The organism is Pseudomonas sp. OVF7 (assembly GCF_030644265.1).
Lineage (GTDB): Bacteria > Pseudomonadota > Gammaproteobacteria > Pseudomonadales > Pseudomonadaceae > Aquipseudomonas > Aquipseudomonas gorinensis.
Genome location: NZ_CP128996.1, coordinates 6,721,892 through 6,735,806, shown reverse-complemented (window position 1 = coordinate 6,735,806; position 13,915 = coordinate 6,721,892). Strand labels below are relative to the sequence as shown.

The 13,915-nt window shown below is 58.3% G+C and carries 12 protein-coding genes; 10 read left to right on the top strand and 2 right to left on the bottom strand.

Annotated features, from left to right (window positions below; all coding sequences use genetic code 11):
* Positions 1-23 precede the first annotated feature (23 nt).
* Together QU606_RS30680 and QU606_RS30675 are read left to right on the top strand one after the other, a co-directional pair.
* Complete coding sequence (locus QU606_RS30680; RefSeq protein ID WP_024077452.1) at positions 24-458, top strand: type II toxin-antitoxin system RatA family toxin; 435 nt, start codon at positions 24-26, stop codon at positions 456-458.
* Positions 451-753, top strand: coding sequence for an RnfH family protein (locus QU606_RS30675; RefSeq protein ID WP_304997941.1), 303 nt, complete (start codon positions 451-453; stop codon positions 751-753). Before QU606_RS30680 ends, QU606_RS30675 begins: the two co-directional genes overlap by 8 nt.
* 66 nt (positions 754-819) lie before the next feature.
* Here the strand turns inward: QU606_RS30675 and QU606_RS30670 are convergent, their stop codons facing one another.
* Complete coding sequence (locus tag QU606_RS30670) at positions 820-1,347, bottom strand: outer membrane protein assembly factor BamE (RefSeq protein ID WP_024077450.1); 528 nt, start codon at positions 1,345-1,347, stop codon at positions 820-822.
* A 98-nt stretch (positions 1,348-1,445) separates the two neighbouring features.
* On the opposite strand from QU606_RS30670, the gene fur reads away from it, so the two are divergent.
* Complete coding sequence (gene fur, locus QU606_RS30665; protein WP_024077449.1) at positions 1,446-1,850, top strand: ferric iron uptake transcriptional regulator; 405 nt, start codon at positions 1,446-1,448, stop codon at positions 1,848-1,850.
* Positions 1,851-1,934: 84 nt separating this feature from the next.
* Here the strand turns inward: fur and recN are convergent, their stop codons facing one another.
* Complete coding sequence (recN, locus tag QU606_RS30660; protein WP_024077448.1) at positions 1,935-3,608, bottom strand: DNA repair protein RecN; 1,674 nt, start codon at positions 3,606-3,608, stop codon at positions 1,935-1,937.
* A gap of 254 nt (positions 3,609-3,862) precedes the next feature.
* Here recN and grpE point away from each other — a divergent pair, with 254 nt between their 5' ends.
* The 7 genes from grpE to greA all read left to right on the top strand — a co-directional run bounded on the left by grpE (position 3,863) and on the right by greA (position 13,896).
* Entirely contained in the window at positions 3,863-4,423 is a 561-nt protein-coding gene (gene grpE / locus QU606_RS30655) for a nucleotide exchange factor GrpE (protein ID WP_024077447.1), read from the top strand.
* Between the two features lie 102 nt (positions 4,424-4,525).
* The gene (gene dnaK / locus QU606_RS30650; RefSeq protein WP_024077446.1) at positions 4,526-6,442 is read left to right on the top strand and encodes a molecular chaperone DnaK; all 1,917 of its coding nucleotides are present in this window, start codon (positions 4,526-4,528) and stop codon (positions 6,440-6,442) included.
* A 317-nt stretch (positions 6,443-6,759) separates the two neighbouring features.
* Entirely contained in the window at positions 6,760-7,884 is a 1,125-nt protein-coding gene (dnaJ, locus tag QU606_RS30645; RefSeq protein WP_024077445.1) for a molecular chaperone DnaJ, read from the top strand.
* 10 nt (positions 7,885-7,894) lie between these two features.
* Positions 7,895-8,701: a 4-hydroxy-tetrahydrodipicolinate reductase gene (gene dapB, locus QU606_RS30640; protein ID WP_024077444.1), complete on the top strand. Its 807-nt coding sequence runs from the start codon at positions 7,895-7,897 to the stop codon at positions 8,699-8,701.
* Between the two features lie 258 nt (positions 8,702-8,959).
* Complete coding sequence (carA, locus tag QU606_RS30635; protein ID WP_024077443.1) at positions 8,960-10,096, top strand: glutamine-hydrolyzing carbamoyl-phosphate synthase small subunit; 1,137 nt, start codon at positions 8,960-8,962, stop codon at positions 10,094-10,096.
* A 105-nt stretch (positions 10,097-10,201) separates the two neighbouring features.
* Entirely contained in the window at positions 10,202-13,423 is a 3,222-nt protein-coding gene (carB, locus tag QU606_RS30630) for a carbamoyl-phosphate synthase large subunit (RefSeq protein WP_024077442.1), read from the top strand.
* On the top strand, positions 13,420-13,896 hold the full coding sequence (greA, locus tag QU606_RS30625) for a transcription elongation factor GreA (RefSeq protein WP_024077441.1): 477 nt from the start codon (positions 13,420-13,422) through the stop codon (positions 13,894-13,896). The genes carB and greA overlap by 4 nt, the downstream gene beginning before the upstream one ends.
* Positions 13,897-13,915: the final 19 nt, after the last annotated feature.

Genomic DNA, 13,915 nt, shown 5'->3' with positions numbered 1-13,915 from the left:
TCAGCTGTGGAAGTAACGCTCACATGACGACGCATATTCAACGTTCGGCCCTGCTGCCTTATCCGGCTCAGGCGCTTTATGACCTGGTCAACGACGTGGCGCGTTACCCGGAATTCCTGCCCTGGTGCTCGACCGCTGAGGTGAAGGAGAGCAGTGACGAGCACATGGTTGCCAGTGTTGGCGTGGCCAAGGGGGGGCTCAGTCAGCACTTTGTTACGCGTAATGTGTTGGTTCCGGGAAAATCCATCGAGATGAACCTGCAGGAGGGGCCCTTCACCCAATTACATGGTGTATGGGTATTCAAGGCCCTGACTGAGAAAGCCTGCAAGATCAGCCTTGATCTGTCGTTTGATTACGCTGGGCCCATTGTGCGGGCAACGCTGGGGCCTCTGTTCAATCAGGCGGCCAATACTCTGGTGGACGCGTTCTGTGAGCGGGCCAAGCAACTGCATGGTTGAGATTGAGGTGGTGCATGCCGCCGTGGATCGCCAGGTGTTGCTGACGGTGAAGGTGCCGGCGGGGACTAGTCTGCGAGCGGCGGTCCAGGCGTCGGGGATCGGATTGCAGTTTCCTGGGTTGGACCTTGCTGGTTGCCCATTGGGTATATTCGGTAAGGTCGTGGCGGACGCCGATGCGCGCGCCGTTCAGCCGGGTGACCGTATCGAGATTTACCGCCCCTTGCTGGCCGACCCTAAAGAGGTGCGCCGGCTGCGTGCGGCCAAGGCAGCGCTGGCCAGGAAGCAGGGGGCGTAGGCTTGCCGATTACCGATAGGCAACAAAAAGCCCGGCACGCCGGGCTTTTTGTTGAGCGCCGCAAACTTACTGCGGGCTGGTATCCAGAGGCTGTGGCGTCGGGACTGGAACAGTTTGCACGCCGTCGACGTCCTTCTGGATCTTGTCGAGCAAGGAGCCGGGCTTGGCCGGTACCTCGGACTTCGGCTTCTCGCTTTCCTGCGCAGGCGCAGTCACGTTGGTACCGTTGTCTTTGCCCAGCAAGGCTTCATCACGGCTTACACCGGGCATGAAGTCACCGGACAGGCTGACGAGCTGGTCATTGCCATTGAAGATGACGCTGACGCGCTCCTGCTGGCGTTCACCGCCACCAGGCTGGATGCTGTAGAGATAATCCCAGCGATCGGCATGGAAAGTGTCAGTCAGCAGGGGATTACCCATGATAAACCGTACTTGCCGTCGGGTCATTCCCGGACGTAACTGGTCTATCATGTCCTGCGTGACGACATTGCCCTGCTGGATGTCGATTTTGTAAACCCCGGGGAATGAACAACCGGCGAGTGCGAGCAGTCCCACAAAGGTGAAACTGGTTAGCAAGAGCTTGGTGTTTTGCATCGGTGGGCGACTTCCACTATCTTGGCTGGGACAACGTAAACGCCGATCATACCCGTATTAAGAGAAGCTGCGAAGCAGCATCCGCGAGAAAGCTAACCATGGTTGAAAATAGCGAACTACGCAAAGCCGGTCTTAAAGTGACTCTGCCACGAGTCAAGATTCTACAAATGCTCGATTCTGCTGAGCAGCGCCACATGAGTGCCGAAGATGTTTACAAGGCGCTGATGGAGTCTAATGAGGACGTTGGCCTGGCCACGGTTTACCGTGTGCTGACCCAGTTTGAGGCCGCAGGGCTGGTGGTTCGTCATAATTTCGACGGCGGTCATGCGGTGTTCGAATTGGCTGACGGTGGTCATCACGACCACATGGTTGACCTGGATACCAATGAGGTTATCGAGTTCACCAGTCCGGAAATCGAGAAGCTCCAGAAGGCTATCGCCGAAGAGCATGGTTTCGATTTGGTGGACCACAATCTGGTGCTGTACATCCGTAAGAAAAAGTAAAATTCGACGCAGACGTGTTCTGCAAACGAATGAAGGCGACCCTAGGGTCGCCTTCGTGCTGTCTTAAGAAAGGAAATGTTCGGCTTAGGCTTTCGCAGCCACGACCATTTTTTTCGCGTGAGCCAAGGACTCCTTGGTCAAGTCGATACCGCCCAGCATGCGCGCCACTTCTTCCACTCGCTCTGACTTGTTCAGCTTGGACACAGCGGTATGGGTCTTATCGTTGCCTCGCACTTTATGCACAAACAAGTGCTGATGCCCTTGGGCGGCCACTTGCGGCAAGTGGGTCACCGTCAGCACCTGGCCGCGATCCCCCAGGCGACGGAGCAATTGACCCACGATTTCGGCGGTCGGCCCGCCAATGCCGACGTCCACCTCATCGAATACCAGCGTCGGGACGCGTGAAGTCTGGGCCGTAATCACCTGGATCGCGAGGCTAATCCGCGAAAGCTCACCCCCCGAGGCCACTTTTGCCAACGCTTTGAGTGGTTGTCCAGGGTTGGCGCTGACCAACAGTTCCACCTGCTCAAGGCCGTGGGGTTGCAGTTCATCGCTGGTATTGGTGTGCAGCTCAATGCTGAAGCGCCCACCCGGCATGCCGAGGCGCTGGATTTCCTGCTCTACAGCACTGGCCAGGCTGGTCGCTGCCTGCTGGCGAAGATCGCTCAATTCGCGAGCCTTCTCCTGGTAATGGCGAGCGAAGGAGGCGAGTTCGTCGCCCAGCCGCTCAATGGATTCGTCGTTCGCGTTCAGGGTTTCGATTTCATCCAGCAGTTTCTGCTGCATGGCCGCCAATTCGGTAGGCTGGATTCTATGTTTGCGCGCCAGGGTGTAGATGGTGTCCAGGCGTTCTTCTATTTCCTGCAAGCGTGCTGGGTCGGCGTCGAAGTGATCAAGGAAGCGGTTGAGTTCGCCCACGGCCTCCTCGACCTGGATCTGCGCACTGGTCAGCAGGGTGGTGGCCTCGTTCAGCGAGCCGGACGCATTGTTCACGCTGGATAGCCGATTGAGGCTGGCCGTCAGCGCGTTGAGTACATTGCCCGAATCACTTTCACTGCATTGCTCTACGACTTGCCTGCAAATAGCCAGTAGCGTTTCGGCGTTGGTGAGGTTCTTGTGTTCCTGTTCGAGCTGTTCCAGTTCGGTTTCGCCAAGGCCCAGGCTTTCGAGTTCTTCGAGCTGATAGCTGAGCAGTTGATGGCGCGCGCGTTGTTCGTCGCCGGAGTTGGAGAGTCGCTCCAGTTCCAGGCGGGTCTGGCGCCAGCGTTGGGCGGCCAGGAGAACCTGGCGGGCGAGGTCTGTGGCGCCGGCGTATTCATCGAGCAGGCGGCGATGGGTGTCGGTTTTCAGCAAGGATTGGTGTTCGTGCTGGCTGTGGATATCGATCAGCAGCTCACCCAGGGCCTTCAGGTCGCCAAGGGGGCAGGGGGTGCCGTTGATATAGCCGCGGGAGCGCCCTTCGGCCGTGATGACTCGGCGCAAAATGCAGGGGCCTTCATTATTAAGGTCGCGTTCGGCGAGCCAGGCTTCCGCCTCGGGGATGTCCGCCAGGTCGAAGGTGGCCAGGATGTCGGCCTTGTCCGCACCGGGGCGCACTACGCCGCTGTCGGCACGGTCGCCGAGGGCCAGGCCCAGGGCGTCGAGCATGATCGACTTGCCGGCGCCGGTTTCGCCTGTGATTACGCTCATCCCGCGATCCAGTTCGAGATCCAGATGTTCAACGATGGCGTAGTTATGTACGGACAGGTGCACGAGCATGACGGCCGCTCCCAGGCTTTAGGTCTGGTTATTTATACAGTGTTTTGTTCTGGGCTGACAATCCTGACGCTTAGCTCGATTTGCTTGAATGTGGGATTTTTTTAGTGCGATGGGGAATGAGCGTGCAGGAGTTGATCTGGAGCAATTGAAAGACTTTTGGTAAGGCTTGCGCCCTTGAACCTGGAAATTGTAGCCCCATATACCGGAACAGAAGCGCGAGTTGAGTTCGCGCATGATTTTGAAAGGAGAAATCTATGGCTGACGAACAGACGCAGGATACGCAAACTCCAGACGCCAATCCGGCGGCCGGTGATGAGCTGGCGACCCGTGTACAAGTGCTCGAAGAGCAATTGGCCGCTGCGCAGGATCAGTCTTTGCGTGTTGCCGCCGATCTGCAGAACGTCCGCCGTCGTGCCGAGCAGGACGTGGAGAAGGCTCATAAATTTGCGCTGGAAAAATTCGCCGGTGATCTGTTGCCGATCATCGACAGCCTGGAGCGTGGGCTGGAGTTGTCTAACCCGGATGACGAAAACATCCGTCCGATGCGCGAAGGGATTGAGCTGACCCTGAAAATGTTCCAGGACACCCTGAAGCGTTATCAGTTGGAAGCTATCGATCCACAAGGCGGCGAGCCGTTCAGCGCCGAGCATCACCAAGCCATGGCCATGCAGGAAAGCCATGACCTGGAGCCTAACAGCGTGTTGAAAGTGTTCCAGAAGGGTTACCAGCTCAATGGTCGCCTGTTGCGCCCGGCAATGGTGGTGGTGAGCAAGGCGCCAGCACCTGTTGCACCTTCTATTGATGAGCAGGCTTGAAATTTGCCGTAAGGCCCCCATCTATAAGTCAAGCGATTAAGTGCTACCGCAGTTAGCTACCACTGCTGCGGCATCCAAATTCAAGTTTCGGGAGAGTAAATCATGGGCAAAATTATCGGTATCGACCTGGGGACCACCAACTCCTGCGTCTCTGTGCTGGAAAACGGCGTTGCAAAAGTTATCGAAAACGCCGAAGGCGCGCGTACCACGCCGTCGATCATTGCTTACGCCAACGACGGTGAAATCCTCGTTGGTCAGTCGGCCAAACGTCAGGCTGTGACCAATCCGCATAACACCCTGTACGCGGTGAAGCGTCTGATCGGTCGTAAGTTCGAAGAAGAAGTCGTACAGAAAGACATTAAGATGGTCCCTTACAAAATCGCCAAGGCCGATAACGGTGACGCCTGGGTTGAAGTAAACGGCCAGAAAATGTCGCCGCCGCAAATCTCGGCTGAAATCTTGAAAAAGATGAAGAAAACTGCCGAAGACTACCTCGGTGAAGCGGTGACCGAAGCGGTGATCACCGTTCCGGCCTACTTCAACGACAGCCAGCGCCAGGCGACCAAGGATGCCGGCCGCATCGCGGGCCTGGACGTTAAACGTATCATCAACGAACCCACTGCCGCTGCACTGGCTTACGGCATGGATAAGGCCAAGGGCGATCACACCGTCATCGTTTATGACCTGGGTGGCGGTACCTTCGACGTTTCCGTTATCGAGATCGCTGAAGTTGACGGCGAGCACCAGTTCGAAGTGTTGGCCACCAATGGTGACACCTTCCTCGGTGGTGAAGACTTTGACATTCGTCTGATCGACTACCTCGTTGACGAATTCAAGAAAGAAAGCGGCATGAACCTTAAGGGTGACCCGCTGGCCATGCAGCGCCTGAAAGAAGCCGCTGAGAAAGCCAAGATCGAGCTGTCTTCCGCTCAGTCGACCGACGTTAACCTGCCGTACATTACTGCAGATGCTACCGGTCCTAAGCACTTGAACGTGAAGATCTCGCGCGCCAAGCTGGAAGCGCTGGTTGAAGACCTGGTTCAGCGCACCATCGAGCCTTGCCGTATCGCGCTGAAAGACTCTGGTATCGACGTTGGCGCGATCAACGACGTGATCCTGGTTGGCGGTCAGACCCGTATGCCACTGGTTCAGAAGCTGGTTACCGAGTTCTTCGGCAAGGAAGCACGTAAAGACGTGAACCCGGACGAAGCGGTTGCCATGGGTGCTGCGATCCAAGGTGCGGTATTGGCCGGTGACGTGAAAGACGTGCTGCTGCTGGACGTGAGCCCGCTGACCCTGGGTATTGAAACCATGGGTGGCGTGATGACGGCGCTGATCGAGAAAAACACCACGATTCCTACCAAGAAATCGCAAGTGTTCTCGACTGCCGATGACAACCAGGGCGCCGTGACCATCCATGTGTTGCAAGGTGAGCGTAAGCAGGCTGCGCAGAACAAGTCCCTGGGCAAGTTCGACCTAGCCGAGATTCCACCAGCACCACGTGGCGTGCCACAAATCGAAGTGACCTTCGACATCGACGCCAACGGCATTCTGCACGTAGGCGCCAAGGACAAGGCCACCGGCAAGACTCAATCGATCGTGATCAAGGCCAACTCCGGCCTGTCCGAGGAAGAAATTCAGCAGATGATTCGCGATGCTGAAGCCAACTCCGAAGAAGATCGCAAGTTCGAAGAGCTGGCCGCTGCGCGTAACCAGGGTGATGCCCTGGTTCACTCGACACGCAAAATGGTCGCTGATGCTGGCGATAAAGTAACTGCCGAAGAGAAGGCTGCGATCGAAGCTGCCGTGGTTGCCCTGGAAGCCGCCGTTAAAGGTGACGACAAGGCTGCCATTGAAGCCAAGGTTGAGGAACTGTCGAAAGTTTCCGCGCCAGTTGCCCAGAAAATGTACGCCGAGCAAGGCCAGCCAGCTGAAGGCGCTGCGCAACACGCAGAGCCTGAAGCCAAGCACGACGACGTTGTCGATGCCGAGTTCGAAGAAGTCAAAGAGCAGAAGTAATCTGCTTGGCCGGTTGACCGCTATCAAGCGGTGACTGGTAGGATGTCGCCGCGCGGGAGCTTGCTCCCGCGTTGGTGTGTCTGGGGTATGCGAATTTTTACAGCATGCGACAGCGTTCGGATGCTGGCGGTGTGATCGGGAATGCTCCTGCTTCCCGGGCGACAGTCACCGCGTTTTTGGCCGGGTCCCTGGCTGAAAGCAGTTATGACCAGGATCGTTGAATTGACGTGAGTTGGGTCCGGGCCTGTATTGGGGCTCAACGAGTTTGGCAGGGCTCAGGAGGGTCTGGCCGAACGTCCTTAAGAGTGCAAAGACTTATGGCAAAGCGTGACTATTACGAAGTATTGGGTGTGGAGCGTGGCTCCAGCGAGGCGGACCTGAAAAAGGCTTACCGTCGCCTGGCGATGAAGCACCACCCGGACCGTAATCCGGATAACAAAGAATCCGAAGAAATGTTCAAAGAGGCCAACGAGGCCTACGAATGCCTGTGTGATCCCAACAAGCGTGCGGCCTACGACCAGTATGGTCACGCCGGCGTCGACCCGAGCATGGGTGGTGGCGGAGCCGGTTTCGGCGGTCAGAACTTCTCCGATATTTTCGGCGATGTGTTCAGTGACTTCTTCGGCGGCGGCCGCGGTGGCCAGCGGGGTGGTGCCCAGCGGGGCAGCGACCTGCGCTACACCCTGGAGCTGAACCTGGAAGAAGCCGTGCGCGGCACCAGCGTCAATATCCGCGTGCCGACGCTGGTCAACTGCAAGCCGTGCGACGGTTCGGGGGCTAAGAAAGGCTCCTCGCCGATCACCTGCCCGACCTGTGGCGGTATCGGTCAGGTGCGCATGCAGCAGGGCTTCTTCTCGGTGCAGCAGACCTGCCCGCGTTGCCATGGGCAGGGCAAGATCATTTCCGACCCGTGCGACTCCTGTCACGGCGAAGGCCGCGTCGAAGAGTACAAGACGCTGTCGGTGAAGGTGCCTGCAGGTGTGGATACCGGCGATCGCATTCGTCTGTCGGGCGAAGGCGAGGCGGGGACCCAGGGTGGTCCGACGGGCGACCTGTATGTGGTGATCAATGTGCGCGAGCACTCGATCTTCCAGCGCGACGGCAAGCACCTGTTCTGCGAAGTGCCGATCAGCTTTGTCGATGCCGCCCTGGGTGGTGAGTTGGAGATTCCGACGCTGGATGGTCGGGTCAAGCTCAAGATTCCTGAGGGGACGCAGACCGGTAAGCAGTTCCGTATCCGTGGCAAGGGCGTTGCGCCGGTGCGTGGTGGTGGTGCCGGTGACTTGATGTGCCGTGTGGCGGTGGAAACTCCGGTCAACCTGGGTCGTCGTCAGCGAGAGTTGCTGGAAGAGTTTCGCAGTTCGTTGGAAGGTGATGACTCCCATTCGCCGAAGACCACGGGCTTCTTCGATGGCGTGAAGCGCTTCTTCGGCGACCTGTAAGGAGTTGAGTATGCGACGTATAGCCGTAATGGGCGCTGCCGGGCGCATGGGCAAGACGCTGGTCGAGGCGGTGCAGCAGCGCTCGCCGGCCTCCGGGTTGACGGCGGCGATCGTTCGCCCTGGCAGCACGCTGATTGGTGCGGATGCGGGTGAATTGGCCTCGTTGGGGCGCATTGGTGTGTCGTTGTCCGGCAATCTGGAGCAGGTGGCTGATGAGTTCGACGTACTGATCGACTTCACCCTGCCGGACGTGATGCTGAAGAACCTGGCGTTCTGTCGCAAGGCAGGCAAGGCCATGGTGATCGGTACGACGGGCTTGAGTGCCGAGCAGAAGCAGTTGCTGGTGGCGGCGGGCAAGGATATTCCGATCGTGTTTGCCGCTAACTTCAGTGTGGGTGTGAACCTTTCGCTCAAGCTGCTTGATCTCGCAGCTCGCGTGCTGGGGGATGAGGCGGATATCGAAATCATCGAGACCCATCACCGGCACAAGATCGATGCGCCCTCGGGCACCGCGTTGCGTATGGGGGAGGCTATTGCCGATGCGTTAGGTCGCGACCTGTCGAAAGTGGCGGTATACGGCCGTGAAGGTCATACCGGCGAGCGTGCGCGTGACACCATCGGCTTCGCTACCGTTCGCGGTGGTGATGTAGTTGGCGATCACACTGTGTTGTTCGCATCCGAAGGCGAGCGCCTTGAAATCACGCATAAGGCGTCCAGTCGCATGACGTTTGCCAAGGGGGCGGTACGTGCTGCGCTCTGGTTGGACGGTCGCGAGCCGGGGCTTTACGACATGCGCGATGTGCTGGATCTGCACTAATCGATAGCTAAAACGGGGCTTCAGGATTATCCTGAGGCCCCGTTTTACCCGCTAAGCGACGTCCTGTCGCATTCTCCTGCCTTTAAGGCTCATTAGCGGTGGACCAAAAAAGCCTTTTTCTGTAAGCTACAGCTTTAGTGTGTCCACTAAAAGCGCGCAGAATAATTCAGTGAAGAAGCGGGGTGACGTGTCCATACGTCACTCCGCTTTTTTACAACCTGCGATCGCCCTTTCAGGCTTTATTTACGGGAGGTCTTCTTGACTAAGCCAGCCATACTCGCCCTTGCTGATGGCAGCATTTTTCGCGGCGAAGCCATTGGAGCCGACGGTCAAACCGTTGGAGAGGTAGTGTTTAACACTGCCATGACCGGCTATCAGGAAATCCTTACCGATCCTTCCTACGCCCAACAGATCGTGACCCTGACCTATCCGCACATCGGCAACACCGGTACTACACCGGAAGACGTCGAGTCTGATCGTGTCTGGTCGGCGGGCCTGGTGATTCGTGACCTGCCTCTGGTTGCGAGCAACTGGCGTAATACGATGTCGCTATCCGATTACCTGAAAGCCAACAATGTTGTGGCGATCGCCGGTATCGATACGCGCCGTCTGACACGCATCCTGCGTGAAAAAGGTTCGCAGAACGGCTGCATCATGGCCGGTGACAATATTTCCGAAGAAGCAGCGATCGCCGCAGCGCAAGGTTTCCCTGGCCTCAAGGGCATGGACCTGGCGAAAGTCGTCAGCACCAAGGAACAGTACGAGTGGCGCTCCACTGTCTGGGACTTGAAGACCGACAGCCACGCGACCATCGACGCGGCTGATCTGTCGTATCACGTGGTCGCCTATGACTACGGCATCAAGTACAACATCCTGCGCATGCTGGTCGAGCGTGGTTGCCGCGTGACCGTGGTGCCGGCGCAAACCCCAGCCAGTGACGTGCTGGCCCTGCAACCGGATGGTGTGTTCCTGTCCAACGGCCCCGGTGACCCTGAGCCATGCGACTATGCCATCAAGGCCATCAAGGACGTTCTGGAGACCGACATTCCGGTGTTCGGTATCTGCCTGGGGCATCAACTGCTGGCCCTGGCCTCTGGCGCCAAGACCTTGAAAATGGGGCATGGCCATCACGGCGCCAACCACCCTGTGCAAGACCTGGATACTGGCGTTGTGATGATCACCAGCCAGAACCACGGTTTTGCGGTGGACGAAGCGACTTTGCCGGGTAATGTCCGCGCGATTCACAAGTCGCTGTTCGACGGCTCCCTGCAAGGCATCGAGCGCACCGACAAGAGTGCGTTCAGCTTCCAGGGCCACCCTGAAGCGAGCCCGGGCCCGAACGACGTAGCGCCGCTGTTCGACCGTTTCATCAATGAGATGGCCAAGCGACGCTGACTGAGTGGCTTGCGGGCGGCCCCGAATGTCGGTGGCCCCCGCAGGCTCTTCAAGGATTGTTCAAGACGGCTTGCCGACTGACCTGCGGATTTGAGTGACAAACCCATGCCAAAACGTACTGACATAAAAAGCATCCTGATTCTCGGCGCTGGCCCGATCGTAATCGGCCAGGCCTGCGAATTCGACTACTCCGGCGCCCAGGCCTGTAAGGCGCTGCGCGAGGAGGGCTACCGCGTCATCCTGGTGAACTCCAACCCAGCCACTATCATGACTGACCCGGCCATGGCCGACGCCACCTACATCGAGCCGATCAAGTGGCAGACCGTTGCCAAGATCATCGAGAAAGAGCGTCCGGACGCACTGTTGCCAACCATGGGCGGCCAGACCGCCCTGAACTGCGCCCTGGACTTGGAGCGCGAAGGCGTCCTGGAGAAATTCGGCGTAGAGATGATCGGCGCCAATGCCGACACTATCGACAAGGCTGAAGACCGTTCCCGCTTCGACAAGGCCATGAAGTCCATCGGCCTGGCGTGCCCACGTTCCGGTATCGCTCACAGCATGGAAGAAGCTAACGCGGTCCTCGAGACCCTGGGCTTTCCGTGCATCATCCGTCCTTCCTTCACCATGGGCGGCACCGGCGGCGGTATCGCTTACAACCGTGAAGAGTTCGAAGAAATCTGCGCCCGTGGCCTGGACCTGTCTCCGACCAAAGAGCTGCTGATCGACGAATCCCTGATCGGCTGGAAAGAATATGAGATGGAGGTTGTCCGCGATAAGAAGGACAACTGCATCATCGTCTGCTCCATCGAAAACTTCGACCCGATGGGCGTGCACACCGGTGACTCGATCACCGTGGCTCCAGCACAGACCCTGACCGACAAGGAATACCAGATCCTGCGTAACGCCTCCCTGGCGGTGCTGCGTGAGATCGGTGTGGAGACTGGCGGTTCTAACGTGCAGTTCGGCATCTGCCCGACCACCGGTCGCATGGTCGTTATCGAAATGAACCCGCGTGTGTCCCGTTCGTCGGCCCTGGCCTCGAAGGCTACCGGTTTCCCGATCGCCAAGGTCGCGGCCAAACTGGCCGTGGGTTACACCCTGGACGAACTGTCGAACGACATCACCGGCGGCAAGACCCCGGCGTCCTTCGAGCCGTCCATCGACTACGTCGTGACCAAGCTGCCACGTTTTGCCTTCGAGAAATTCGCCAAGGCTGACGCGCGCCTGACCACCCAGATGAAGTCGGTGGGTGAAGTCATGGCCATCGGCCGGACCTTCCAGGAATCCCTGCAGAAAGCCCTTCGTGGCCTGGAAGTGGGTGTTTGCGGCCTGGACGAAAAACTTGACCTGAGCAACCCGGAAAGCATGAGTGTGCTCAAGCGCGAGCTGACTGTGCCTGGGGCTGAGCGTATCTGGTACGTCGCTGACGCCTTCCGCGCCGGCATGACCGTCGAAGACATCTTCGGCATGAACATGATCGACCCGTGGTTCCTGGTGCAGATCGAAGACTTGATCAAGGAAGAAGAGAAGGTCAAGACCCTGGGCCTGGCCAGCATCGATCGCGACATGATGTTCCGCCTCAAGCGCAAGGGCTTCTCCGACCAGCGCCTGGCCAAGCTGCTGGGTGTGACTGAGAAAAACCTGCGCACGTACCGCCACAAACTGGAAATCTTCCCGGTCTACAAGCGCGTTGACACCTGCGCGGCCGAGTTCTCCACCGACACCGCCTACCTGTACTCCACTTACGAGGAAGAGTGCGAAGCGGCGCCGTCGGGTCGCGACAAGATCATGATCTTGGGCGGCGGTCCAAACCGTATCGGCCAAGGTATCGAGTTCGACTACTGCTGCGTACACGCCGCTCTCGCCCTGCGCGAAGACGGGTACGAGACCATCATGGTCAACTGCAACCCGGAAACTGTTTCCACTGACTACGACACCTCCGATCGTCTGTACTTCGAGCCAGTGACCCTGGAAGACGTGTTGGAAATCGTGCGCGTCGAGAAGCCAAAAGGCGTGATCGTCCAGTACGGCGGCCAAACCCCGCTGAAACTGGCACGTGCCCTTGAAGCTGCCGGCGTGCCGATCATCGGCACCAGCCCGGACGCTATCGACCGTGCCGAAGACCGCGAGCGCTTCCAGCAAATGGTTGAGCGCCTGAACCTGCGTCAGCCGCCAAACGCCACTGTGCGCAGCGAAGACGAAGCCATCCGTGCAGCCAGCAAGATCGGCTACCCGCTGGTGGTGCGTCCTTCCTACGTGCTGGGCGGCCGTGCGATGGAAATCGTCTACGAAGAAGAAGAACTCAAGCGTTACCTGCGTGATGCGGTGAAAGTATCCAACGACAGTCCGGTGCTGCTGGATCACTTCCTCAACTGCGCCATCGAGATGGACGTGGATGCTGTTTGCGACGGTACCGACGTGGTCATCGGCGCAATCATGCAGCACATCGAGCAGGCGGGCGTTCACTCCGGTGACTCAGCATGCTCGCTGCCGCCTTACTCGTTGCCAGCGCACATCCAGGACGAGATGCGCGAACAGGTCAAGAAAATGGCCCTGGAGTTGGGCGTGGTCGGCCTGATGAACGTACAGTTGGCGCTGCAGGGCGAAGACATCTACGTCATCGAAGTCAACCCGCGTGCCTCGCGTACCGTGCCGTTTGTGTCCAAGTGCATCGGCGTGTCCCTGGCCATGATCGCTGCGCGTGTGATGGCAGGTAAGACCCTGAAGGAAATCGGGTTCACCAAGGAAATCATTCCGAACTTCTACAGCGTGAAAGAGGCGGTGTTCCCATTCGCCAAATTCCCTGGCGTGGACCCGATCCTGGGCCCAGAGATGAAGTCCACCGGTGAAGTGATGGGTGTGGGCGATACCTTCGGCGAAGCTTTCGCCAAGGCTCAAATGGGCGCCAGCGAAGTGTTGCCAACCGGCGGTACTGCTTTCATCAGCGTGCGTGATGATGACAAGCCACTGGTTGCAGGCGTGGCCCGTGATCTGATCAACTTGGGGTTCGAAATCGTGGCCACCGCCGGGACCGCCAAGCTGATCGAAGCTGCCGGCCTGAAAGTGCGTCGCGTGAACAAGGTGACGGAAGGCCGTCCGCACGTGGTCGACATGATCAAGAATGACGAAGTCACCCTGATCATCAACACCACCGAAGGTCGCCAGTCGATTGCGGACTCTTACTCCATTCGTCGTAACGCCTTGCAGCATAAGATCTACTGCACCACTACCATTGCTGCTGGCGAAGCTATCTGCGAAGCGCTCAAGTTCGGTCCGGAAAAGACCGTGCGTCGCTTGCAGGATCTACACGCAGGATTGAAGGCATGACCAAATACCCAATGACCGTCCAAGGCGCGAAGGCCTTGGAAGAGGAGCACGCCCATCTGACCAAGGTCGTACGTCCAAAGCTGAGCCAGGACATCGGTACGGCCCGCGAGCTGGGTGACTTGAAGGAAAACGCCGAATACCACGCTGCTCGCGAGCAGCAGGGTATGGTCGAGGCGCGGATCCGTGACATCGAAGGCCGTATGCAGAATGCGGTGATCATTGACGTCACGACCATCCCGCATACTGGCAAAGTGATTTTCGGCACAACAGTGGAAATCGCTAACGTCGAGACTGACGAAAGCGTGGTCTACCACATCGTGGGTGAGGACGAAGCTGACTTCAAACTCGGCAAGATCTCCGTTGGTTCCCCACTGGCTCGCGCCTTGATTGCCAAGGAAGAGGGTGATGTGGTGGCGGTCAAGACGCCTGGCGGCGTGATCGAGTACGAGATTGTTGAAGTCCGCCATATCTGAAAGGCGGCGCCCGCTTCGT

Bases quoted from the DNA above. Each gene is read 5' to 3' on its own strand.
- QU606_RS30670 (WP_024077450.1), bottom strand. From the start codon at position 1,347: ATGCAAAACACCAAGCTCTTGCTAACCAGTTTCACCTTTGTGGGACTG.
- carB (WP_024077442.1), top strand. From the start codon at position 10,202: ATGCCAAAACGTACTGACATAAAAAGCATCCTGATTCTCGGCGCTGGC.
- dnaK (WP_024077446.1), top strand. From the start codon at position 4,526: ATGGGCAAAATTATCGGTATCGACCTGGGGACCACCAACTCCTGCGTC.
- QU606_RS30680 (WP_024077452.1), top strand. From the start codon at position 24: ATGACGACGCATATTCAACGTTCGGCCCTGCTGCCTTATCCGGCTCAG.
- greA (WP_024077441.1), top strand. From the start codon at position 13,420: ATGACCAAATACCCAATGACCGTCCAAGGCGCGAAGGCCTTGGAAGAG.
- fur (WP_024077449.1), top strand. From the start codon at position 1,446: ATGGTTGAAAATAGCGAACTACGCAAAGCCGGTCTTAAAGTGACTCTG.
- grpE (WP_024077447.1), top strand. From the start codon at position 3,863: ATGGCTGACGAACAGACGCAGGATACGCAAACTCCAGACGCCAATCCG.
- dapB (WP_024077444.1), top strand. From the start codon at position 7,895: ATGCGACGTATAGCCGTAATGGGCGCTGCCGGGCGCATGGGCAAGACG.
- recN (WP_024077448.1), bottom strand. From the start codon at position 3,608: ATGCTCGTGCACCTGTCCGTACATAACTACGCCATCGTTGAACATCTG.
- QU606_RS30675 (WP_304997941.1), top strand. From the start codon at position 451: ATGGTTGAGATTGAGGTGGTGCATGCCGCCGTGGATCGCCAGGTGTTG.
- dnaJ (WP_024077445.1), top strand. From the start codon at position 6,760: ATGGCAAAGCGTGACTATTACGAAGTATTGGGTGTGGAGCGTGGCTCC.